Here is a 22,447-nt window from a genome sequence, read left to right on the forward strand (position 1 = left end):
GATGAATACCTTTGGACAGACCCTCGGACTTACGATTTTCGGGGAATCCCATGGCGTCTCTATCGGAGCCGTCCTGGACGGACTTCCGGCGGGCGTCGCCATCGACTGGGATGCCGTCAACCAGGAAATGGCCCGGCGGGCACCGGGGAAGAATAAACTGTCGACGACGCGTTCGGAAAAAGATGCCTTTGAAATCCAAAGCGGATTTTTTAACGGTCATACGACGGGGACGCCTTTATGTGCCATGATCCGCAACGGCGACCAGCATTCCCAGGATTACGATCAGCTGCGCCACATCATGCGCCCCGGCCATGCCGATTATTCCGGAAAAATCCGCTATGGCGGCTTCAATGACTACCGTGGCGGCGGTCACTTTTCCGGTCGCTTGACGGCGCCCTTGGTCTTTGCTGGTGCCATCGCCTCCCAGATTCTGGCCAGTCAAGGTGTCGTCATCGGATCCCATATCCTGCACCTGGCCGACGTCACCGACAAGGGCTTTTCGCCTCTCGGGGAATCGACGGCTACCCTGCAGGCCTTAAAAGGGGAAACCCTTCCCGTCCTCGATAAGGAACAGGCGGCGAAGATGGAGGAACGAATCGTGGCTGCGAAAAACGACCTCGATTCCGTCGGCGGCGTCATCGAATGCATGGTCACCGGCCTTCCGGCGGGCCTCGGCGATCCCTTTTTCGATTCTGTCGAAAGCTGTATCAGTCACATGATGTTCTCCGTTCCGGCCGTAAAAGGCATCGAGTTTGGCGACGGTTTTGCTTTGACCGGCCTTCGAGGCTCACAGGCCAACGATGCTTTCTATTACGATGATGGCGTCGTAAAGACCAAGACCAATCACAACGGCGGCATTAACGGCGGCATTACCAACGGCATGCCCCTTATCTTCCGCCTGGCCGTTAAACCGACGTCGTCCATCAGTCAGAGCCAGGATACCATCGATACGGATACGCAGGAAAACTGCCAATTGGTCATCAAAGGGCGCCACGATCCGTGCATCGTCCAACGGGCCGTTCCCGTCGTCGAAGCGGCTGCGGCCTGGGCCATTCTCGACGTCTGGCTGTCGGCGAAAGGGCGGTGTCTGTAATGGAGGATGCAGGGGAGGAGAAGCTGGGTATCGCTTGTTTCGGAAGGCCCGGATCCTATACGGATGAAGCCATGAATCTCTATTTCCATGACCGGGAGTTTGAGGCGGCCTATTACCCTCATTTTGAAGACGTCGTCCAAGCCGTGTCCTCGAGGAAGGTCCGCTACGGCGTCTTGCCCATTGAAAATTCCTCGACGGGCGGCATCACCGATGTCTATGATTTTATCCATCGCTATGACTGCTGTATCGTCGGAGAAAAATACGTCAAGATAGACCATTGCCTGCTCGGATTGCCGGGGACATCCATTGACGAGCTCCGCGAGGTTTACTCCCATATCCAGGGCTTTCATCAGTGTCGGAATTATCTAAAGCGCCATGAAGATTGGCAGCTTCACCCTTATTTCAGCACGTCAGAGAGTGCCGAAAAGGTCCGGGAAATGAAAAATCCCCACATTGGGGCCATTGCCAATCGGACGGCAGCCGGGATGTACGGCCTCGACGTGCTGGCCGAATCGATCAATGACAATAGGCAGAACTATACTCGTTTTTTCATCATTACTTCTGACCGGGAAGAAGTGCCGGGCGCCGATAAAATCACTTTGGTCCTGACGACCCAGCACCGCCCCGGGGCCTTGTATCACGTCTTGGGCTACTTTTTCTACAACGGCATGAATATGACGCACTTGGAGTCGCGGCCCCTTAAAGGCAGGCCCTTTGAATACTTTTTCCATATCGATGTCATGGGAAATCTAAGCGATCCGGCAACGGCTCGGGTGCTTCGCAATCTGGCAGAAAACTGTAACTACTTTAAAATTCTAGGGAATTATGTATCCGACCGAGGAGGGATTTAGATGAAGTTAGGCGTCATCGGAGCCAAGCTGGGCCATACGGCTTCTCCGGCAATCCACGACAAACTGTTTCGCATCTTACAAGTTCAGGACCGATCTCGCTACGGCGTCTTAGAAATGGACCGCAACGACATCCCCAATGAACTGCAGCGCCTTCGCCGTGAAGGTTATACCGGGGCCAATGTCACCATTCCGTATAAACTCGACGTCATGCCTTATTTGACGGATATTTCTCGGGAAGCCCGCATCATCGGCGCCGTCAATACGATTCATTTTACGGACCACGGTACCTTCGGATACAATACAGATTACTGCGGTTTCGGCCGGTCGTTGGCTCATGCCGGCATCTCCGTAAAAGATAAGGACTGTGTCGTCCTCGGGTCCGGCGGAGGGGCCCGGGCCATCATTCAGTATCTCTTCGATTACGGGGCGAAATCCATCGTCGTCGTATCGAGGCATCCCCACTCGAAGTCGGAATTCGAGGCTTTTACGAAACACATCGGGGTCAACATCATCGATTATCATACCTTTGAACTGTCTGGTCGCGGTGATCTCCTGGTCAACTGTACGCCTGTCGGCATGTTTCCCAATATTGACGGCTGTCCCATATCGGAAGGGGCTATCGCCCGATTCCCGGCCGTCGTCGATATCGTGTACAACCCGAAAGATACCTGCATCCTGCAGGCTGCCAAACGCCACGGGGCCAGGACCTTGAACGGCATGTACATGCTCGTCGCTCAGGCCATTGGTTCTGAAGAAATTTGGATGGATCAGGATATTGCATCGAACGTGATTGAACAAATTGCAAGGGAGATGGAACATTATTATGAAAAATAAACAGAACATCATTATCATCGGCATGCCCGGCAGCGGCAAGACGACTTTCGGACAGGCCTTAGCCCAGCGGCTGGGGCGGAAATTTTACGATGCCGACGACGTCATCGTGGCCCAAGAAGGAAAAACGATTCCCGAACTCTTTGCTGTCAGTGAAGACTGCTTCCGCGATGCCGAAGTACGGGCCAGCAAAGCTTTAGCAGCCAAAGAAGGGACGGTCGTCGCCTGCGGCGGCGGCGTCATCAAGCGCTCGGAAAATATTGAGATATTTAAACAGACGGGGATCGTCTTTTTTCTCGATCGTTCTCCCGATGACATCGTCAGCGACGTTGATGTCTCGACGAGACCCCTCTTAAAAGACGGCAAGAAGAAAGTGTACGACCTCTACGACGAACGCATTTCCTTATACCGACAGGCGGCTGACTATCACATTGCCAACGATAGGACGATCGAAGAAGTTCTCGATGATTTTGAAGCCTTGATCGAAAATATTTAATAAATAGAAAACAGCGGTCCCTCATGAATCTGATTCATGAGGGACCGCTGTTTATAGAGGTTGTTGGAAATTTTGTTTACGATACCGCTATTAGTGAAGCGTCCGTAAGATTTGCTGCAGCATGGTGACTTCAATCTGGCCCGGAGCCGATGCTTTTTTGGCAGAGCCAAAGGTCAGGGCTGAGCCGAAGATTTCACCGCTAATACGGCTGACGGCACCGAGTTTACCCATGGACATGGTGATGATCGGTTCATCCGGATACTGCGATTTTACGGCTTCCGTTGCCGACAAAAGGGTCAGGACGTCTTTTGCAGAATTCGGCATGCAGGCCAATTTTGCGACGTCGGCGCCGATCTTTTTCATGCCGATTAAACGTTCGGTGATTTCATCGAAGGACGGCGTCTTGTCGAAGTCATGGTTGCTCATGACGACCGTGACGCTGTGGGCTTTGGCGACGGCCAACGTTTTTTCGATGCTTTCGCGGCTGCGGAAGTATTCGATGTCGACGGCATCGACTTTACCGCTTTCGATGGCGTAGTTGATGAGGTCGAAGTAGTACGCTTCCGGAACGGCTGTTTCACCGCCTTCCTCCTTGGTACGGAAGGTGAACAGGATGGCGCCGTTGGGAAGTTCCCGACGGACAGCGGAAAGTGCTTCGCCGACGGCGTCGAGGGACGTTACGTCCTTTAAGAAGTCGATACGGAGTTCGACGACGTCGTAAATTTTATCTTGGAGATAGCGGCATTCTTGAACGAGTTCGTCGACGGTGTGGCCGACGATGGGAACGCAGATTTTAGGCATTCCGTTATCGAGGTTGACATTGCCAATTTTAACCATATTTAAATCCTCCTATGCAGTGGCTTTTTCTTTCATGACACTATTGTAGCGTACGTAGATGATGCAGGCAATGATGAAGCCTGCCAGAGCGATGGCGGCATCGAGGCCCATGATGCTGTTGATGCCGCTGTCAGCCATATAGCCGGTGATGACGGGAATCGTAAAGGAAGCAATGGAGCCTGTGGTGTAGAAGATACCGGTCATCGTGCCTTTTCCCTTGGGGAACATTTCGGTCATCATGACCAGGCCGAGCTGCATGACGCCGCCAGCAGCCGAAAAGCCGACGATGAACGACAGAATCGGAGCTAACGTGCTCGAAGGCATGAAGTAGAGACCGCTGATGGAAAGGGTAGAAATGAAGGTATAGGCGACGAGCAGGGTAATCGGACGAATCCCTTTCTTGGTGATGATGGCCGTGAAGAAGACGCAGGCCAGGGAGCCGACGGAATAATAACTCATGAGCGAACGGGCAGCCATGTCCGACATCTGAGCAACAGCGGCGCCGTATTTGGTGAGCCACTGGCTGATGAGGTAGAACGTAGCCTGCGAGATATAACCGTAGAGGACGAAGCAAATGCCTTCGAGGTACCACTTGGATTTAGGAATCCAAGAAGCAGCTGCCGTATCCTTGCCTTCTTCCTGTGCTTCTTTTACAGGATTCATAGACGGAAAGCTCAGTTTCATCATGACCGGGATGTTGAGGGCCAAGATAACGGCGGCGACAATGAAGGACCAGCCGTACCAAGCGTGCATAGAAACTAAGATGCCGATGAACAGGGGCAGGAGGAATTGGCCTGCCGAAATGAAGGCTTTCAAGAGAACCGTAACCGTGCTGGCGCTTTCCGGATAGGATTCGATGAGGGCTGGATAGGTCCCGGCATCGAGGAAGGAGTTGGCGATCCCGGCGAGAATGCCGAAGACGCAGGCGACAGCCGATGTCGGACTGAGCAGGATGCCGACGAAGAAGGCAGCGTAGGTAACCATGCCCAAGAGGACAAAGGGCTTGCGGCCGTATTTATCCGATAATTTGCCCGATACGAATAAGACGATGAGGCGGCCGATGCCGAGCATAGAAATGACCCAGGCGACGTCGGCAATGCTGCCCCAGCGAGCTGCCAGGGCATCCATATTTTGGGCGAGTACGATGACGCCAATGCCGTGTACAAAGTAGTTCAGATACAGGCTAAGGCATAAGGGGCGATAGGAATGTGTCTGTTCCATGAATAGATGTCTCCTTTACCTGATGATTAGAAAAGAACGTCTTTAATGAAGTCTACCGGCATTTCTTTGCCTGTCCAAAGTTTGAAGGCAGCGGCGCCCTGATAAAGCATCATGCCCAGGCCGTTGAAGTTTTTGCAGCCGACTTCGTCGCACCATCTCATCAATTTCGTCTGACGCGGAGCATAGACCGTATCCATGACGACCAGATCCGGGCGGAGGTAGGATTTATCCGGAAGAGCGACGACGTCTTCGAGGGGTTTCATGCCGCACGAAGAGCTGTCGATGAGGATGTCGGCGCTGTCCAATTCTTCTTTCAATTTCGCATGGTCTTCGAGGTGGTAAATGTTGACGATGCAGTCCGTCCGTTCGCGGAGTTTTTTGACCGTTTCTTCGCCGCGGGCAAAGAATTCATCGTCGAGGTTGAAAATCGTCAGTTCACGAACGCCGTCGAGGGCTGCCTGAACCTGGATAGCCGTTGCAGCGCCGCCGGCACCGATGACGACCATTTTTTTGCCGACGTATTCAACGCCTTCATCTTTGAGGGCCTGCATAGCGCCGATACCGTCGGTGATGGTACCGGTCAGGACGCCGTTATCGTTGACGACGGTATTGCAGGCACCGATGATCTGTGAAGCCGGCGACAATTTGTCGAGGTACTTCGTGATCGGTCCCTTGTTGGGCATGGAAACGTTCCAGCCGCGGACTTTCATGGCACGAAGGCCTTTTACCGTATCTTCCAGCGTCGAGTTGTCGACTTCAAAGCAGACATAGACATAATCGAGGCCCAATTTTTTGAAAGCTTCATTATGCATTGTCGGCGACATGCTGTGGCGAATCGGATAAGCGATGAGACCGATTAATTCCGTATGACCTGTAACTCGTTCTGTAACTGCAATTTTACCCATGATAAAAATCCTCCTGTTGTTTATAGATAATGGAATAAGGTATTTAAAACACATGTGTTTATTTTCACATGTAGTTGTATAAAAAGATAAGCAGCAGGATACTGTCACTTGAAAAGGCGGCAGTATCCTGTTTTTCTGCTCATTTAATCATCAAAACCACCGATCATGTCGATCGTAGCGACGATGTCGCGGCCGAGTTCCGTGCCGTGAATAATTTGGCCCGTCTTACGGCTGTTGCCGAAGTTGCAGAAAGGAATTCCCTGTTCTTTGGCATAGGTTTCAAAGGGATTGTCCGCCGGGATGTCGGGAACGAGGCCCATGCAGATGAAACCATAATCGAAGGGGTACTCGGCAGATTCACCGTTGTGGGATGCGATGAATTTATCCGGGCAAACCTTTTCTAACGCCGTGCTGAGGTGCATGTCGACGGGGTGTTTTTCTAAGAGTTCTTTGAATGTCGACTTGGAAACGATATCGGCGTCTTTCCCGAAGGAAGGCATCATTTCGATCATCGTGACTTCAGCTTTTCGCAGGGTAAAGAATTCCATGACGTCCAGACCGACGGCACCACAGCCGATGACGACGACTTTTTTGCCTTCTGCATTGGCTTCGTAGTAAGGAATGTTGTCCATGAAGCCATAGATGGAACGGATGTTGGAACCTTCGGCATCGGTCAGTTCACGAAGTCCTTCGATAGGCGGAAGCATCGGACGAGAGCCTGTTGCGGCATAGAGGATATCCGGCTTTAATTCTGCCAGGAGTTCTTTCGTTGCCGTCGTGTTCAAGCGAATCGTAAGGTTCGGCAGTTTGGCTGCGCGGTGTTCGAGGTAAGCCGGGAAATCTTCGATACGGCTCTTTTCCGGGAACAAGGCAATCTTACGGGTCAAGCCGCCCAGTTTATCTTCTCGTTCGAGAAGGGTGACCCGACAGCCGACTTCTGCTGCCGAGCAAGCTGCTTCTAAACCAGACGTACCGCCGCCAATGACGACAACGTGAATGTCGCGGGTGACCTGCTGTTTCTTATACTGATCGCCGCCGGTGACGTCGGGATTGACGGTGCAACGGATGGGCTGTGATTTTGAAATGCGGTGATCGGCACAGCCGATGTTGCAGGAAATACACTGACGGATACAGTCCGTACGGCCGTATTGCGCTTTGCGAGCCCAGTCGGGATCGGCGATGAGGCCGCGGCCGATAGCGATGAAGTCGGTCTTGCCTTCAGCGATGACCTGGTCGGCAATCTGCGGATTGCGGATGTTGCCGGAGGCGATGACTGGTTTGTTGAATTTCTTTTTAACGGCTTCGGCCAAGTAGACACGCCAAGCATCGGGCATGTCGCATTTGTCAATCTGGTACTGGATGGAATCGTTGACGGCAGCCGAGACGTTGATAATGTCGACTTCCGGTTCGATGTATTCGAGGAGTTTCAGCGTATCTTCTAAGGTGTTGCCACCTTCGATGAATTCATCGGCCGAAATACGGAAGGAAATGGGAACCCAAGGACCGACAGCTTTGCGGACGGCTTCGACGACGAGACGGGCAAAGCGGGCGCGGTTTTCATAGGAACCGCCGAATTCATCGGTACGTTTATTATACAGAGGAGATAAGAACTGGTCCAGCAGATACGAATGGCCACCGTGGATTTCTACCATGTCGAAGCCGGCCTGAATGGCGTGCTGAGCGGCGATGGCATATTTCTGGACAATGTTGAGAATTTCACATTTGTCGAGTGGACGCGGTGCCGGGTTGCCTTCTTTTGAAGGAATCGACGAGGACGATACCGACTGGAGTCCATTCAGCCGTTCCGGGTAGGCCGAAGCGCCGGCATGATTGAGCTGGATCGATGCCAAAGCACCGTATTTGTGAATCCGTTCGGTCAATTCATAGAGGCCGGGGATGAACTGCTTCTTGTCGATGCGCAGCTGTTTCGTCCCGTTGGTTGCTAAGGGATAGTCGATACAGGCGTTTTCGACGGTGATCAAGGCCGTGCCGCCGCGGGCGCGAAGACCGTAGTAATTCTTCATTTCTTCCGATACTTCGCCGGTGAATGTAGCGAGGTTAGAACCCATCGGGGGCATGATGACGCGGTTGCGGAAGGTGGTCCGCTTGACCGTGAAGGGTTCAAAAATATGTGGATACTGCTGGCTCATAAAGAGAGACCCTCCTTCTATATAGGACTGAAATCTATGTGAAACATAGAACTATATTTTTGATACGCCCTTATTATACGAACAAAATACTGATAACACAATTTCTTAAAATACGGAGAAACAATTCAAAAAAGCTATTGAAAATGATATAATAAGCCTAGGATATGTCGAGAAAAGGAGGTCAAAACAAAAAGAAATATCCTTGAAAAGAATGTAATTTCGGCATAACTATGCGACTATACAGGATTCGATGCGGCTTTTTACAAACGTTATGATTTATAAACGATTGCATCTTATTGATAGAAAATGAGATGAGAGTGATAAATAATAAGCTATCGATCTATTGGCTTTTGCCACGTGATTTGAGCAAAAGGTATACGTAAGGAGTGTATTATGAACTTAAAGCAACTTCAATATTTTTTGAAACTAGCTGAAACCGAGCATTATCGAAAGGCGGCAGAAGCCTTGTTCATTACCGAGCCGAGTCTTAACCGTGCCGTTCGGGAAATGGAAAAAGAGCTGGGAATCCAGCTCTTTGAGAAACGGGGACGAAATATTTATTTGAATAAGTATGGCCATCTTTTTTTGCCTTATGTGAAACGGTCCCTGCAGGAGCTAGAACGCGGTGTTGACTTGATGAAAGCCTATACGCGTCCCGATCAGGGCAAGATCACCTTGGGGTTTATCTATACCATGGGATACACTTTGGTGCCGGAGATGATCACCCAGTTTCAGGCCGCTGAAGGCAACGACCGCATTACCTTTGACTTTCACCAAGGGACGACAGCGGCTTTGATAAAGGAGTTAAAAGAAGAGAAAATCGACGCGGCCCTCTGCTCGTCTGTTGAGAATGAACCGGACGTTCTCTTTTATCCTGTTGCCGAAGAAGAACTGGTCGTCGCCGTCCCTAAGGGACACCCCTTGAGCAACCGCGGCTCCGTCTCCTTAAAGGAACTTGAACCGTACCCCATCATTGCCTTCGATAAGAGCAGTGGTTTAAACGAGATGATCAATAAGCTCCTCGAACAGGCTCAGGTTCACTTGAAGACGGCCTGCCATGTAGAAGAAGACAACGCCATGGCCGGCTTTGTTGCGGCCGGCTATGGCGTTGCCATTTTACCTGATTTTTATACACTTCAATACTATAATCTCGATCGGATTCCCATTGCCGATTCCTTTGAACGCCGCTATCTGTTTTTGGCGCTCCTTCGTCAATCCCAAGTATTGCCGGTGGTAGAACGATTCCGGAATTTCCTCTTGTCCCGATGGCAAAGGGGTTCCTTATAAGTTATTCTTCGATGCGGTGAAGATCGCCGACGATAAAGATGAAAGAGAAGACGCCGATGGCGGCGATGCAGCCGACAAAAATCATGGCACCTACGAAAGAGCCTGTGGCTTGGACGATAACGCCGATGGCAATGGGGGTGATGATGCCGGCTAAGTTGCCGATGAAGTTGAAGACGCCGCCGGCAAGACCGACGGAATGAGCCGGAGCGACGTCGCCGACGGTACTCCAAACGATGGCGGCCATGCCTTGACCTAAAAAGGCTAAGGCCATGACGGCGATGATGGCGTTCAGGGAATCGAAGTAGTTGGCTGCCATAATGGTCATCGAACAGAGGAGACCACAGATGATGGGCAGCTTACGGGCTTTGGAAAGGGAACTGCCGCGGCGCAGCATCAAGTCGGACCAATAGCCGCCGAGGAGGACGCCGATTAAGGCGCCGACATAGGGGATGATGGCGTAGATGCCGGCCTTTAATAAGGGAAGATTTTTGGACATGACCAGATACGTCGGAAACCAGGTCAGGAAGAAAAACATCGTACTCGTATTTGCGAATTGACCTAAGTAAATGCCTAACAGTTGGCGATGTTTAAATAATTCTGCAATTTGAGACCAGGTGATCTTTTGTTTTTCCGCTGTTTGGCCACCTAAGCCGCCTCCTTGGCGGATGTAGTCCAGTTCGGCTTGGTTGGCACCAGATTCGGGACCGGGTTCACGGTAGAGAAAGAACCAAAAGAGGCTGGCGACGATGCCGATAAAGCCGGTGATATAGAAAATTTCCCGCCAACCGTAGGTTTCTAAAATCCAAAATAAAACAGGCGTTAAAAATGCCAGTCCGATGAATTCGCCGGCCGTGTAGATGGACGTGGCAGTCGCCCTTTCGTGAGACGGGAACCAGGCGGCAACGACGCGGCTGTTGGTAGGAAAGGCGGGAGCTTCGGCGGCCCCGATAGCCATTCGGATGCCGAAGAGGGAAGCGAAGGACTTCCCAAGGCCCATGAACATTGTGAATAAGGACCATAGGAATAAGGAGGCCGTATAGACGATACGAGAACCGAAGCGTTCGATGAACCAGCCGCCGGGGATCTGCATCAGTCCGTAGGACCAGGAAAAGGCTGAAAATAAGAGTCCCATCGTGGCTGCGCTGAATCCGAGTTCGTCACTCATACTGGAGGCGGCAACGGCCATGTTGGTCCGGTCCAGGTAGTTGATGGCCGTGAGGATAAATAAGAGAAACAGCATAAACCACCGCTTCTTCGTTTTCTTAGCACTTGAACGAATCATATGTTCATCTTCCTTTCCTGACTTGTTCTAATATTCACATGCAATGATAGCTTTATAATATGGATGAATAATTTTATTGTAACTAAGATTATAGATAGATACTATTACCTATTTCGCATAAATCGATACGTATTTTTTATTGATCTTTTAAAAGCATTTCTCTCTGTGGCGATGGATCGTTATAATTTGCATCCAAAAAAAACAGGTATACGAAGGATTACGCTTCGCATACCTGTTTTTTTGAATCTCTTTATTTTTCATCCATAATGGCTTCGGGACCGCGGTCACCGGTACGAATACGGACGGCGTCTGATAAGGGGTAGATGAAAATCTTGCCATCACCGGGACGGCCTGTTTGGCAGACCTTTTCGGCGACTTCGACGACCTGATCGACGGGGACTTCGCAGACGACGGTTTCTACCTTGATGCCCGGCAGCAAATTGATGTTGTATCGCTGGCCGCGATAGACTTCGACGTAGCCCTTTTGGAGGCCGCAGCCAAAGACCTGGCTGACAGTCATGCCCATGACGCCGATCTTGTTCAGGGCTTCCTTCAATTCTTCCAGTTTACTGGGACGGGTAATGATTTCTATTTTGGTAAGTGTATGTTCTTCCATCTCGATCACCTCTATATCGTGTGACTGTTCATGTCGGTTTGATGGATGACGGCAGCATGGTTCAAGGCCGTATTTTCTAAGGGTAAGGCTGCCGTTTCTTCAAGGGGACTGCCGGCAGTGATGGCGTAATTGTACCCCTGTTCGCCGTGTTCTCCAATGTCGAGTCCGGTGATTTCTTCGTCCCTATCGGTGCGGACCGTCATGAACAGGCTGATGACTTTAAAGATGATGAAGGTACCGACGATGGCCAGCATATAGGCGACGGCCGTAGAAATGAGCTGAGCGACGAGGAGGTGGCTGCTGCCGTAGAAGAGGCCGTTGGCACCGGCGGGATTGACGTCGGTCGTCGCCCAGAGGCCGGTGGCGATGGATCCCCAGGTACCGCCGATGCCGTGAATCCCGAAGGCGTCGAGAGAATCGTCATAGCCGATCTTGGTCTTGACGACGGCGACGGCGACGTAGCAGATGACACCGCCGATGGCGCCGATGAGAAGGGCCGGAAGGGGTGTGACGAAGCCTGCTGCCGGGGTAATGGCGACTAAGCCTGCAATACAGCCGGAAGCGGCTCCGAGGATAGTCGGTTTGCCTTGAACCTTCCATTCTACGACGACCCAGGAGACGGTGGCGGCGGCAGCGGCGGCCTGAGAGGCGATAAAGGCACTGGCAGCCAGTTCATTGGCGCCGAGAGCGCTGCCGGCGTTGAAACCGAACCAGCCAAACCAAAGCAGGGCGGCGCCGAGGACGGTCATGGGAAGATTATGAGGGACCATGGGACTCTTTCCGTATCCGTAGCGACGGCCTAAGAGGACGCAGAGGGTCAGACCGGAAACGCCAGATAGGATATGAATGACCAGGCCGCCGGCAAAGTCGAGGGCGCCGAGCTTGGCCAAGAAGCCGCCGCCCCAGACCCAGTGGGCCATGGGATTATAAATAAAGAGCGCCCAAATAAGGATGAAGGTGACAAAGGCATGAAACTTCATGCGTTCGGCAAAGGCGCCGGTAATCAGGGCCGGCGTGATGACGGCAAACATGCACTGGAAGGCGACGAAGGCCAGTTCCGGAATCGTTCCGTTGTCGAGGACGGCCATGCCGACACCGGTAAGGCCTATTTTATCAAGAGACCCGATGAAACCGTGAATGTCGGTACCGAAGGTCATGGCATAGCCGATGAGAATCCATTCGACGGAAATCATGGCGACGATGAAGAAGCTCTGCATAATCGTTGCCAATACGTTTTTATTGCGGACCATGCCGCCGTAGAAGAAGCCCAGTCCCGGTGTCATGAGAAATACCAAGGCCGCACTGATGAGCACCCAGGCGGTATCGCCTGGATCTATCGTTCCCGGGGAAGACGCAAAAACGGAAGGCGCTGCTGCGAAAAGACAAGGCAGCAGGACCGATAAACGAGATCCTAATTGTTTCATATTCGTAGCCTCCTGACCCATAAAAAAAGATGCCTGTCCTGATAGATACTATCAAGAGAGACATCATTGTCTATCGTTCGATTGTGATTATCCTCAGAATATGAAAAGCCCAAGGGATAGAAAGACTATCACCTTGGGCTTCATTGCCGGCGTCTATTCTGTTGATGAATTTATTATAAAAGCAAAACGTTAAGTTGTCAACAGAATGGAGGTAATTTATTTTACAAAACTCATAATTTACCTAAAATATATAATATTATAATGGGAATCATCCTAAACAAATAAAATATGGCCCAGGAAAATATAAAAGGTCAGTGATATGGCGCTGAGGGCCGTCGTGTTCATGACAATCTGTGTCGCATAGTCGGGATTGTTGTCGAATTCGATGGCAAACAAGGCTGTATTGACGGCTGTCGGAATGGCGCAATAAATGAGAAAGACCGTCGCACTGACGGCTGTAAACGTGCCCGGGCGAAAGGCGTTGGCTCCGTAAATCATGGCCAGCCCCAATAAGGGGAGAAGGGTCATCTTTAGGATGCTGACGATCCAGACGTCCTTATCGAGCCAGTGGATCTTCGTCTGTGACAGCTGGGCACCGATGCTGACCATGGCCAAGGGGAGAAGGGCTTTGCTGGCCATGCCCATGATGGGCCATAAGAAGAAGTTTTCTGCATCCCAGCCCACGTTTCGGGCTAACAGGGAAGCGGCTAAGACGTACAGTAAGGGCATGCGAAGCATGACGGCCAAGGTGTCCCTCGCCGCTAATTTGCCGCGGCCGGCCTGATAGAGACCAAGGGTATTGAGGGCGACGCTTTGAATCATAAAGATGATGATTTGTACGACCATGGCTTCGGCAAGGTAGGGTGTCTGCCCGTTTACGACGAAGGGATCGTGAGAAAAGACGAGGATAATCAAGGCGACGCCGAGATTGCCAGTATTATTGAACATAAAGGCGTTGCGGCATGATTCCAGCATGGCGGCATCATAGTGACGGATACGGCCGACGATATTGGCGATGACGAAACAGAGCACCATGAAGATGGCGATGGCCGCGATGATATTAACGCTTGTTTCGGGAAACTGGGTCGTATAGATATTGGTAAAAAGGAAGCTGGGAATGACCAAGTAGAACATCAGTTTCGATAAGGTTTTTACGTCGAGATGGAATTTCTTATCGAGAAAATATCCTAAGAGGACGAGGGCGAAAATCGGAAGCATCGTATGTTCAATGATGAACCAGAAGACCATGAGTCATATCACTCCTTATTATATGGATACTCCCTCATTATACTATGGATATGCAATTATACAATGCCACTCAATAGCTTTCGAAGTAATAGACGATGTGCAGCAAGGTTTCGCACATATATTTCAAGGCGTTGCTGTCCCAGTGGAAGTCCGGAGAGTGGCCGCTGACCGGGGCGTCACCGTAGACGCCGACGTAATAAAAGGAACTGGGGACGGCTTCGCTGAAATAGGCAAAGTCTTCGGATCCGGCGCCGCGCTTCAAGGCTATTAATTTGACTCGATCGGCACAATGCTGCTGCAGAATCTGGGTGACTTTGTCGGTTACACCGTCGTCATTGACGCAGACCGGTGAGAAGGGGACGACGTCTAAATCGAAGAAACCGCCATAAGTCGTGGTCACATTTTTTAAAATCTGTTCCAAGGCGTCGAGGATGATGCGCCGTTTTTCTTCGTGATACGTCCGCAGCGTTCCTTTTAACACGGCTGTTTCGGGGATGACGTTGGGATTATGCCCAGCTTGGAATTGGCCGAAGGTCAGGACGATGCCATCGCCGTCGGCATAGCGGTTGTAGACGAAGTTTTGGATCAATTGGATGATATCGACGCCCATCTGGATCGGGCTGATGCAGGCTGAAGGCTGGGATCCGTGACCGCCTCGGCCGTGGAGGGTGATAGTGAAATCATCGCAAGAGGAGGCGATTTCGCCGCGGCCGATCCCGACGTAGCCCTTGGGGAGGCTGCCAGCGACATGAAGTCCCAGGGCGTAATCAACGGGCGGCAGGTTGAGGATGCCAGCGTCGATCATGCGGGCTGCGCCGCCGTTTCCCTCTTCGGCCGGCTGAAAGGCCAGGCGAATGGTGCCGCGCAGGCAGTCCTTGTGCTTATTGAGAATCTTGGCGACGCCCAATAAGTTGGCTGCATGGCCGTCGTGGCCGCAGGCGTGCATGACCCCTTCGACGAGGGATGAATAAGGGCAGTCATAATTTTCGGTCAGCGGCAGGGCATCGATATCGGCTCGTAAGAGGACGACCGGACCGGGAAGGGCCCCGTGTATCAGGCCTGTTACCCCGGTGCCGGCGATGATTCGCACGTCTTCAATCCCCATCAGGGATAATTCTTGGAAAATGGTCTTGCAGGTATCAAATTCTTTTTCGCTCAATTCCGGATGGGCATGGAAATATTCTCTCATTTCCATCATATAAGGCAAGGTTTTGCGTACTGCTTCGTGAATATTGAATGTCGGTCTATAGCTGTCGTTCATAAGCCGCTCCTCCTTCCGGTTTTCTATATATATGTATATAATTCTATAATAAAGCTTGAAATCCTGCCATTGGGGCCGATTTTTTGGCTCATTCTGTTTCGAAGGGTCTCTTTATATATATTATATATATCCTTATTATACGAAACAACCGACTCCTGTGGTATAATTTTCACAGTGAGTCAGAAAGGAATGTGAGCATATGCATGGTGATACACGGTTGGAAGCGGTTCTTCGCGTTTTGAACCATTGGCCTCGATTTCGGCTGCAGCTTTTTTTGGAAGGCATCTTAGTCGGTTTGTTGTCGGGAACGGTCATCAGCTTTTTTCGCTGGGGACTCGAAACAGGATCTGTTTGGCGCCAGTGGTTTTATGCCAACGTCTTGAGTGGTGGCAGCCTCGTTGTAAATGGCTTATGGTTTGCCCTGTTACTGGCGGCAGCCCTTATTCTATGGCTTCTCGGTCGTTATGAGCCGCAGGCCGGCGGCAGCGGGATACCTCAGATCAAAGGGGTCATCTTGGGGGCCATTCGCCTCCGCTGGTTTCGCGTCCTTTGGGTCAAGTTAGTCGGTGGGATACTCGGCATCGGATTAGGCTTATCCTTAGGTCGGGAAGGGCCGTCGATTCAGATCGGTGCCGTCGCGGCTCAAGGGATGAGTCGTCTGTTCGGACGGACGCGGATGGAGGAGCGATACCTTATCACAGCCGGGGCCAGTGCCGGGTTAGCGGCGGCATTTAACGCGCCCCTGGCAGGCGTCATGTTTGCCTTGGAAGAGCTGCACCGCAATTTTTCCGGTGTCGTCCTGGCACCGGCCATGGCAGCGGCTTTGATGGCGACCATGGTCAGTCGTTACCTTTTTGGACGGGAACCGGTTTTTCATTTCGGCATCTTGCCGCACTTTCCTCTGCGGTATATGTGGCTGGCCGTAATTTTGGGAATCATTGTCGGAATTGCCGGGGTGATTTTTAATAAAGGATTGCTAAATATACATTATTTCTATGAGCTTCCGGTATTTCGCAATCGCTATATGCCCATCGCCTTTGCCATGAGCATGGCCGGCGTCTTAGGCTATGTTTTTCCCGACGTCCTAGGCGGTGGCAATGAGCTGGTTAACGCTTTGTACACCCTGCCGCTGTCCCTTCAGCTGTTTGCCCTCTTGTTGGTCGGAAAATTTCTCTTCACTCTTATCAGTTACGGCTGCGGCGTTCCTGGCGGCTTCTTTTTGCCCATGCTGGTACTAGGGGCGCTGACTGGCGGCATGGTGGGAATTATTTTCATTCAGATGGGCCTTATTTCATCGTATTATCTATCGAATATCGTCGTCCTTTCCATGGCCGCTTTTTTTGCCGCTTCCGTTCAATCTCCGGTTACGGGGACCATCCTCATTATGGAAATGACCGGTTCCTATGAACACCTGTTGGCTTTGTGTACGGTCTCTTTGGTAGCCCTCGTCGTGGCCCAGCTCTTTCGGGGCGAACCGATTTATGAAGTACTGCTCCAGCGCAGTCTGGCCAAGCATAAACCTGCCTTATCGTCGAGTGAACGGCGAAACCTCTTAGAATTGACCGTCGTCAGTGGAAGTCAGGCTGACGGCAAGTATATCGGACGCATTGCCTGGCCCTCTCATACGGCCATCGTTGACGTAAAACGCGGCAGTGGCGACATCATCCCTGATGATGAGACTTGTCTTCGAGCGGGAGACTACCTCTATGTACTGACCGACTCCATTGAAGGGGCCGAAGCGATAAGAAATATTGTGGAGAGAACAGGCGACGAGAACATGTAAAATTGTATAATAATTATAGAAAAATAAGACTAGGTGCTAAAAAATATCTGTCATACTTGAGTATTAAGGCATATATGATGTTTCGAAAGTAATCAGAACAGAGAATAAAACAATCAAAAAGTAGGTTTAACTATCCATTTTTTTGACTTATGGTGATGAGTTTGCTATAATTCAGGACGTACTTGAGATTGTATTCATTCGAAGAGGTGGTTTTTTGCGAAATCGTATTTTGAAACATCGTATGTTAATCTTAGTGACAATGATCTTTGTATTTGCATTTTCGTCTTTGGCTTGTGCAAGTGTACAAATGGGAATGAAGGGCTCTCTTGTTCAGAGCGTTCAATATATGCTTCAAGATGCGGGCTACTTGTCCGGTAGTGCAGATGGTGATTTTGGTGCTCAGACGCAGCAGGCTGTCGTACAATTCCAGACAGACCATGGTCTGTCTGCCGACGGTATCGTCGGCTCGCAGACGATGGAAGCGCTCTCTGAAGCCAGTGGCCGTCCGGTTCCGGAAGAAGCTGCGTCGGCGACGGAAGGTCATCAGCGTCGGTTGGTTATGGAAGCTACGGCTTATACGGCTCAAGATGGCGGTGGCAGCGGTTATACGGCTACCGGCCAGTATCTCCAGCGTGGGATGGTTGCCGTTGACCCGTCGGTTATTCCCCTTGGCTCACAGCTTTACATCGAAGGTTACGGCTATGCCGTGGCTGCCGATACCGGTGGAGCTATCGTAGGTGACCGTATTGACTTGGCTATGGACTCCACGAGTGAAGCCCTCAATTTTGGCCGTCAAGACGTCGTCGTTTATGTATTAGGTTAATCTCAAGTTGATGCTAGGATATCAATTAGCTGAAAAGGGGCTGTTGTACAGTAAGTTGTGCAACAGCCTTTTTTTTCGCCCCGTTTTGTGGTATCCTTAAAAGGATTTATATAGTGATGTAATTCAGGGAGGCTATTGCTGAATGAAAAATACTATTGCACTTATCCTCGCTGCCGGCAAAGGGACTCGGATGAAATCGAAGCTCCCCAAGGTTTTGCACAAAGTCGGCGGCGTTCCGATGGTGGAACAGGTGCTTCGGGCTGTTAAGACAGCCGGAACGACGCGCCAAATTGTTGTTGTCGGTTTTGGCGGGGAAACGGTCCGCGATTACCTCGGTGATCAGGCCGAAACGGTCGTACAGCAGGAACAGCTCGGTACGGGTCATGCCGTACTTCAGGCAGAACCGCTGTTAAACGGCGTTTCCGGTACCCTTTTAGTCACTTGCGGTGATACGCCGCTGGTAACGACAGAGACCTTTACGGCCCTCGTCGACTGCCATGAAAAAAGCGGTGCTGCGGCAACGGTACTGACGGCGCATATGCCGGATCCTACGGGGTATGGCCGTGTCATCCGCGATGATAAAGGGCAGGTCGTCAAAATTGTCGAACAGAAAGACGGCACGCCGGAAGAACTCCTTGTCGACGAAGTAAACGCCGGCATTTACTGCTTTGATATGCCCCTTTTGTGGGATATGCTGCATAACGTTACCAATGACAATGCCCAGGGCGAGTATTATCTGACCGATATCATCGGCATGCTCGTATCGTCGGGCCACATTGTCAGCGCCTTTGCGGCACCGTCTTATGACGAAACGCTGGGCGTCAATTCCCGCCAGCAAATGGCCGAAGCCGAACAGATTTTGCGCCGTCGCAAGCTTCAGCAGCTCATGGCTGACGGCGTTTCGATCATCGATCCCAATAATACCTATGTCGATACGACCGTTACCATCGGCCGCGATACGGTACTTTATCCGGGGACGATCCTCGAGGGCCATACGGTCATCGGCGAAGACTGCCACATCGGACCCTATGTCCGCATGACCAATGTACAGATGGGCGACGATGACCATGTCCAATTCATGTACGCCCACGACTGCCAGATCAAAAATGGCTGTGAAGTCGGACCCTTCGTCCACTTCCGACCCGATACGGTCATCGGCAATCACGTAAAAGTCGGAAATTATATGGAAGTCAAAAACTCGACGATCGGTGACGGCACGAAACTGCCCCATCTCAGCTATATCGGGGACAGCGATGTCGGTCAGAACGTCAATATCGGCTGTGGGACGATTACCGTCAATTACGACGGCAAGATCAAACACCGTACGACCATCGGCGACCATGCCTTTGTCGGCTGCAACAGCAACCTCGTGGCCCCGGTTACGGTCGGTGATTATGCCTATGTCGGTGCCGGATCTACGATTACCAAAGACGTACCGGCAAAATCCTTATCCGTTGCCCGTGCACGGCAGCGCAATATCGAAGGCTGGGTTAAAGACGATACATATAAGAAATAATACTTTCTCCACCTAGCGTTTATCGGTTTTTATATCGAATCATATATTACAATATTCATATCAGGGAGGCTCACTATGAGTTACGAAGACGGGAAAAAGCTGAAGATTTTTACGGGGAACGCCAATCCGGAATTGGCCAAAGAAATTGTTGAGTACCTTGGCTTAGAATTAGGCAAGGCCTTTGTCGGCAAGTTCAATAATGGTGAAATTCAGGTCATGATCGATGAAAGCGTTCGCGGTAAGGATGTATTCGTCATTCAGCCGACCTGCCAACCGGCTAACGATACCCTTATGGAACTGCTGATCATGGCAGATGCCTTGAAACGCGCTTCGGCAAAACACATCACCGCCGTTGTTCCGTACTATGGTTACGCTCGTCAGGACCGCAAGACCCGCGGCCGTGAACCGATTACGTCTAAATTGGTCGCTGATTTAATGACCAGAGCGGGCATTACCCGCGTCGTTACGATGGACCTCCATGCCGGTCAGATCCAGGGCTTCTTTGACATCCCTGTCGATCACCTCGGCTCGGCTTCCATCATTGCTCGGTATATTAACCAGAAAAAAGAAGAAACGGATTTGGGCGACCTCGTCGTCGTATCTCCGGATCTCGGTGGCGTAACCCGTGCCCGTGACTTGGCTGACCGGGTCAGTGCACCTATCGCCATCATTGAAAAACGCCGTCCTCGTCCGGGCGTCGCTGAAGTCATGAATATCATTGGCGACATCAAAGGCAAGACTTGTATCCTCGTCGACGACATCGTCGATACGGCAGGTTCCTTGTGCGGCGGTGCTAAGGCCTTGAAAGAAATGGGAGCTTCCCGCGTCTTTGCTGCCTGCGCTCATGCCGTCCTCACCGATCCGGCTGTCGAACGGATTCAGAAATCGGTCATCTCCGAATTGATCATTACCAATACGATTCCCTTGCCGCCGGAAAAGAAGAGCGACAAGATCAAAGTCCTTTCCGTAGCACCTCTCTTAGGGGAAGCTATCATGCGCATCTTCCATGACGTCTCTGTCAGCCGTCTTTTCGATAAATAAGGAAACTGCACCGTGCATATGATCGTAGGCCTGGGCAATCCGGGCCGCCAATATGAACAATCAAAACATAATACGGGATTCGATGTCATCGATGAACTGGCCAAGCGCTGGGAAGTTACGTCCTGGCAGGAGCGGATGGACGCTCTCGTCGCCCAGGTGACCGTTGACGATGAAAAAATCATCCTGGTCAAGCCCCAGACCTTCATGAATGACAGCGGCCGGGCTGTCGGCCCTTTGATGCGTTGGTATAAGGTAGAGCAGCCTGACGTCTACGTCGCTTATGACGACATGGATCTGGCTGTCGGCCGCCTGCGCATTCGCAAAAACGGTAGTGACGGCGGGCACAATGGCATTAAGAGCCTGTTTGCCAACGGCTGTACCGATTTTACCCGATTCCGCGTCGGCATTGGCCGCCCGCTGCCTCATCACGATGTCATCGACCATGTCTTGACGCCGTTTCCGGAAGAACTTCGCGAAAAGTATCATCAGGGAATCGAAGACGCGGCGACGGCCATTGAAGGCTGCCTGCGCCTCGGTGTCGATAAAGGCATGAACCGCTATAACCCGCGGAAAAAGAAACAATGAGATAAGAGGCTGCCGCGTCTGCGGCAGTCTTTTTTTCTACGTACCTTTCAGGAGGAACCCTATGATTGAGAAACTGCATACGTCGCCGGACGTATACCGTATCCGCGTCGTGTTACCGGATAATCCGCTCCAATATTTAAATGCCTATGTCATCAAGGGCAAGACCGAGAATTTGGTCATCGATACGGGCTTCAATCGTCCGGAATGTCAGGATGCCCTGTGCCGTGGTTTGGAAGAACTGGGCATCGAGTTCCGACACACGTCCCTCTTTTTGACCCATCTCCATGCCGATCACACGGGCCTTGTCGGCCTGTTTGCCAAAGAAGGCTGCCCGATTTACATGCACCCCGTCGACTATCAATACCTCGTCGACTCTGAAGACGGCTCGACCTGGAAGGCGGCCGAAGATAATTTCATGCGTGAAGGGATGCCGCCGGAAGAAATTAAAAGCCAATTTTCCAACCAGGCCCGGACCTTTTCGCCGGATCCGCACTTCCCGATTCAAGCCGTCGGCGATGGGGACGTCCTGCACCTGGCAGATTGTGAACTCACGGTCATCCATACGCCGGGCCATACACCGGGCCTGTGCTGCCTCTATATGCCCTGTGAAGGCCTTTTCTTTACGAGTGACCATATTCTCTTCGATATTACGCCCAACATCCAAGTCTGGTATCATATGAAGCATGCCCTGCGGCGGTACTTGGAAAGTTTGCAAAAAGTGAAGAAACTTCCCGTCCGCCTGGCCCTGCCAGCTCACCGGGAAGGGGATACTGCTATTACCGGCCGCATTGATGAACTCTTGGCTCATCATGACCGACGCCTGCGGGAAGTCCTGCGTTTGGCCGGAGACTATCCTCACAGCACGGCCTATGAAATTGCCCCTCATATGACCTGGTCCATGCGCGGCAAGCCCTGGCATGAATTCCCGCCGACGCAGAAGTGGTTTGCCTTAGGGGAAACCTTGTCTCATATCGAATACCTCATGGATAAGGGCCTTCTCCGATGCACGGAAGAAGGGGGCGTCCGCCGGTATGACGTCGTCCCCGGGATGGACGTCGCTCATCTCGTTGACGGCGTGTAATTAATTATCTTTTGTTTATCGAAACGCACTGCGATATTTCACCTTCGCAGTGCGTTTTTTTACCCTTTTTCGTTTTACGGGCCGTTTTTTTGGCAAGACAGGTGGCCCCTAAAAAG

General features: G+C 51.5%; 20 protein-coding genes. 11 read left to right on the plus strand and 9 right to left on the minus strand.

All coding sequences use genetic code 11. From position 1 onward, the window contains the following. Nucleotide 1 precedes the first annotated feature (1 nt). The 4 genes from aroC to HMPREF3201_RS10815 are packed head-to-tail and all read left to right on the plus strand — an operon-like array spanning nucleotide 2 to nucleotide 3,271. A complete protein-coding gene (gene aroC / locus HMPREF3201_RS10800) occupies nucleotides 2–1,093 on the plus strand; it encodes a chorismate synthase (protein ID WP_062413070.1) in 1,092 nt (363 codons plus the stop codon). Further along, on the plus strand, nucleotides 1,093–1,944 hold the full coding sequence (pheA, locus tag HMPREF3201_RS10805; RefSeq protein ID WP_062413071.1) for a prephenate dehydratase: 852 nt from the start codon (nucleotides 1,093–1,095) through the stop codon (nucleotides 1,942–1,944). Before aroC ends, pheA begins: the two co-directional genes overlap by 1 nt. Continuing rightward, nucleotides 1,945–2,778, plus strand: a complete 834-nt coding sequence (locus HMPREF3201_RS10810) for a shikimate dehydrogenase family protein (protein WP_062413072.1) — start codon at nucleotides 1,945–1,947, stop codon at nucleotides 2,776–2,778. Further along, complete coding sequence (locus HMPREF3201_RS10815; protein ID WP_062413073.1) at nucleotides 2,768–3,271, plus strand: shikimate kinase; 504 nt, start codon at nucleotides 2,768–2,770, stop codon at nucleotides 3,269–3,271. The genes HMPREF3201_RS10810 and HMPREF3201_RS10815 overlap by 11 nt, the downstream gene beginning before the upstream one ends. A gap of 90 nt (nucleotides 3,272–3,361) precedes the next feature. On the opposite strand, the gene aroD is transcribed toward HMPREF3201_RS10815, so the two are convergent. The 4 genes from aroD to HMPREF3201_RS10835 all read right to left on the minus strand — a co-directional run bounded on the left by aroD (nucleotide 3,362) and on the right by HMPREF3201_RS10835 (nucleotide 8,384). Beyond that, nucleotides 3,362–4,108 carry a type I 3-dehydroquinate dehydratase gene (gene aroD / locus HMPREF3201_RS10820; RefSeq protein WP_062413074.1) on the minus strand — a complete coding sequence of 249 codons (747 nt, stop codon included), beginning with the start codon at nucleotides 4,106–4,108 and terminating at the stop codon, nucleotides 3,362–3,364. A 12-nt stretch (nucleotides 4,109–4,120) separates the two neighbouring features. Beyond that, nucleotides 4,121–5,329 carry an MFS transporter gene (locus HMPREF3201_RS10825; RefSeq protein WP_062413075.1) on the minus strand — a complete coding sequence of 403 codons (1,209 nt, stop codon included), beginning with the start codon at nucleotides 5,327–5,329 and terminating at the stop codon, nucleotides 4,121–4,123. Between the two features lie 26 nt (nucleotides 5,330–5,355). Beyond that, nucleotides 5,356–6,234, minus strand: a complete 879-nt coding sequence (locus HMPREF3201_RS10830; RefSeq protein WP_062413076.1) for a shikimate dehydrogenase — start codon at nucleotides 6,232–6,234, stop codon at nucleotides 5,356–5,358. Nucleotides 6,235–6,377: 143 nt separating this feature from the next. After that, a complete protein-coding gene (locus tag HMPREF3201_RS10835; protein WP_062413077.1) occupies nucleotides 6,378–8,384 on the minus strand; it encodes an oxidoreductase in 2,007 nt (668 codons plus the stop codon). 393 nt (nucleotides 8,385–8,777) lie between these two features. Here HMPREF3201_RS10835 and HMPREF3201_RS10840 point away from each other — a divergent pair, with 393 nt between their 5' ends. After that, a complete protein-coding gene (locus HMPREF3201_RS10840; protein WP_062413078.1) occupies nucleotides 8,778–9,671 on the plus strand; it encodes a LysR family transcriptional regulator in 894 nt (297 codons plus the stop codon). Between the two features lies 1 nt (nucleotide 9,672). Here the strand turns inward: HMPREF3201_RS10840 and HMPREF3201_RS10845 are convergent, their stop codons facing one another. The 5 genes from HMPREF3201_RS10845 to HMPREF3201_RS10865 all read right to left on the minus strand — a co-directional run bounded on the left by HMPREF3201_RS10845 (nucleotide 9,673) and on the right by HMPREF3201_RS10865 (nucleotide 15,502). Further along, a complete protein-coding gene (locus HMPREF3201_RS10845) occupies nucleotides 9,673–10,953 on the minus strand; it encodes an MFS transporter (RefSeq protein ID WP_062413079.1) in 1,281 nt (426 codons plus the stop codon). 250 nt (nucleotides 10,954–11,203) lie between these two features. Next, entirely contained in the window at nucleotides 11,204–11,569 is a 366-nt protein-coding gene (locus HMPREF3201_RS10850; protein ID WP_062413080.1) for a P-II family nitrogen regulator, read from the minus strand. An 11-nt stretch (nucleotides 11,570–11,580) separates the two neighbouring features. After that, complete coding sequence (locus HMPREF3201_RS10855) at nucleotides 11,581–12,993, minus strand: ammonium transporter (RefSeq protein WP_062413081.1); 1,413 nt, start codon at nucleotides 12,991–12,993, stop codon at nucleotides 11,581–11,583. 273 nt (nucleotides 12,994–13,266) lie between these two features. Beyond that, entirely contained in the window at nucleotides 13,267–14,241 is a 975-nt protein-coding gene (locus HMPREF3201_RS10860) for an AEC family transporter (RefSeq protein WP_062413082.1), read from the minus strand. A gap of 70 nt (nucleotides 14,242–14,311) precedes the next feature. Next, nucleotides 14,312–15,502, minus strand: a complete 1,191-nt coding sequence (locus tag HMPREF3201_RS10865; protein WP_062413083.1) for a M20 metallopeptidase family protein — start codon at nucleotides 15,500–15,502, stop codon at nucleotides 14,312–14,314. Between the two features lie 199 nt (nucleotides 15,503–15,701). On the opposite strand from HMPREF3201_RS10865, the gene clcA reads away from it, so the two are divergent. From clcA to HMPREF3201_RS10895, 6 genes are all read left to right on the plus strand, one after another. Further along, a complete protein-coding gene (gene clcA / locus HMPREF3201_RS10870; RefSeq protein WP_062413084.1) occupies nucleotides 15,702–17,285 on the plus strand; it encodes a H(+)/Cl(-) exchange transporter ClcA in 1,584 nt (527 codons plus the stop codon). 259 nt (nucleotides 17,286–17,544) lie between these two features. Continuing rightward, nucleotides 17,545–18,108, plus strand: coding sequence for a peptidoglycan-binding protein (locus HMPREF3201_RS10875; RefSeq protein WP_082709441.1), 564 nt, complete (start codon nucleotides 17,545–17,547; stop codon nucleotides 18,106–18,108). A 142-nt stretch (nucleotides 18,109–18,250) separates the two neighbouring features. Next, nucleotides 18,251–19,624 (plus strand): bifunctional UDP-N-acetylglucosamine diphosphorylase/glucosamine-1-phosphate N-acetyltransferase GlmU, encoded by a 1,374-nt coding sequence (gene glmU, locus HMPREF3201_RS10880; protein ID WP_062413086.1) that lies wholly within the window; start codon nucleotides 18,251–18,253, stop codon nucleotides 19,622–19,624. Between the two features lie 75 nt (nucleotides 19,625–19,699). Further along, nucleotides 19,700–20,665, plus strand: coding sequence for a ribose-phosphate diphosphokinase (locus HMPREF3201_RS10885; protein WP_062413087.1), 966 nt, complete (start codon nucleotides 19,700–19,702; stop codon nucleotides 20,663–20,665). A gap of 18 nt (nucleotides 20,666–20,683) precedes the next feature. Further along, nucleotides 20,684–21,250 (plus strand): aminoacyl-tRNA hydrolase, encoded by a 567-nt coding sequence (pth, locus tag HMPREF3201_RS10890; protein ID WP_062413088.1) that lies wholly within the window; start codon nucleotides 20,684–20,686, stop codon nucleotides 21,248–21,250. A 61-nt stretch (nucleotides 21,251–21,311) separates the two neighbouring features. Continuing rightward, entirely contained in the window at nucleotides 21,312–22,331 is a 1,020-nt protein-coding gene (locus HMPREF3201_RS10895; protein WP_062413089.1) for an MBL fold metallo-hydrolase, read from the plus strand. The last annotated feature ends 116 nt before the right edge of the window (nucleotides 22,332–22,447 follow it).

It is taken from the genome of Megasphaera sp. MJR8396C (genome assembly GCF_001546855.1).
Lineage (GTDB): Bacteria > Bacillota > Negativicutes > Veillonellales > Megasphaeraceae > Megasphaera.

Bases quoted from the DNA above. Each gene is read 5' to 3' on its own strand.
- aroC (WP_062413070.1), top strand. From the start codon at position 2: ATGAATACCTTTGGACAGACCCTCGGACTTACGATTTTCGGGGAATCC.
- pheA (WP_062413071.1), top strand. From the start codon at position 1,093: ATGGAGGATGCAGGGGAGGAGAAGCTGGGTATCGCTTGTTTCGGAAGG.
- HMPREF3201_RS10810 (WP_062413072.1), top strand. From the start codon at position 1,945: ATGAAGTTAGGCGTCATCGGAGCCAAGCTGGGCCATACGGCTTCTCCG.
- HMPREF3201_RS10815 (WP_062413073.1), top strand. From the start codon at position 2,768: ATGAAAAATAAACAGAACATCATTATCATCGGCATGCCCGGCAGCGGC.
- aroD (WP_062413074.1), bottom strand. From the start codon at position 4,108: ATGGTTAAAATTGGCAATGTCAACCTCGATAACGGAATGCCTAAAATC.
- HMPREF3201_RS10825 (WP_062413075.1), bottom strand. From the start codon at position 5,329: ATGGAACAGACACATTCCTATCGCCCCTTATGCCTTAGCCTGTATCTG.
- HMPREF3201_RS10830 (WP_062413076.1), bottom strand. From the start codon at position 6,234: ATGGGTAAAATTGCAGTTACAGAACGAGTTACAGGTCATACGGAATTA.
- HMPREF3201_RS10835 (WP_062413077.1), bottom strand. From the start codon at position 8,384: ATGAGCCAGCAGTATCCACATATTTTTGAACCCTTCACGGTCAAGCGG.
- HMPREF3201_RS10840 (WP_062413078.1), top strand. From the start codon at position 8,778: ATGAACTTAAAGCAACTTCAATATTTTTTGAAACTAGCTGAAACCGAG.
- HMPREF3201_RS10845 (WP_062413079.1), bottom strand. From the start codon at position 10,953: ATGATTCGTTCAAGTGCTAAGAAAACGAAGAAGCGGTGGTTTATGCTG.
- HMPREF3201_RS10850 (WP_062413080.1), bottom strand. From the start codon at position 11,569: ATGGAAGAACATACACTTACCAAAATAGAAATCATTACCCGTCCCAGT.
- HMPREF3201_RS10855 (WP_062413081.1), bottom strand. From the start codon at position 12,993: ATGAAACAATTAGGATCTCGTTTATCGGTCCTGCTGCCTTGTCTTTTC.
- HMPREF3201_RS10860 (WP_062413082.1), bottom strand. From the start codon at position 14,241: ATGGTCTTCTGGTTCATCATTGAACATACGATGCTTCCGATTTTCGCC.
- HMPREF3201_RS10865 (WP_062413083.1), bottom strand. From the start codon at position 15,502: ATGAACGACAGCTATAGACCGACATTCAATATTCACGAAGCAGTACGC.
- clcA (WP_062413084.1), top strand. From the start codon at position 15,702: ATGCATGGTGATACACGGTTGGAAGCGGTTCTTCGCGTTTTGAACCAT.
- HMPREF3201_RS10875 (WP_082709441.1), top strand. From the start codon at position 17,545: ATGATCTTTGTATTTGCATTTTCGTCTTTGGCTTGTGCAAGTGTACAA.
- glmU (WP_062413086.1), top strand. From the start codon at position 18,251: ATGAAAAATACTATTGCACTTATCCTCGCTGCCGGCAAAGGGACTCGG.
- HMPREF3201_RS10885 (WP_062413087.1), top strand. From the start codon at position 19,700: ATGAGTTACGAAGACGGGAAAAAGCTGAAGATTTTTACGGGGAACGCC.
- pth (WP_062413088.1), top strand. From the start codon at position 20,684: ATGATCGTAGGCCTGGGCAATCCGGGCCGCCAATATGAACAATCAAAA.
- HMPREF3201_RS10895 (WP_062413089.1), top strand. From the start codon at position 21,312: ATGATTGAGAAACTGCATACGTCGCCGGACGTATACCGTATCCGCGTC.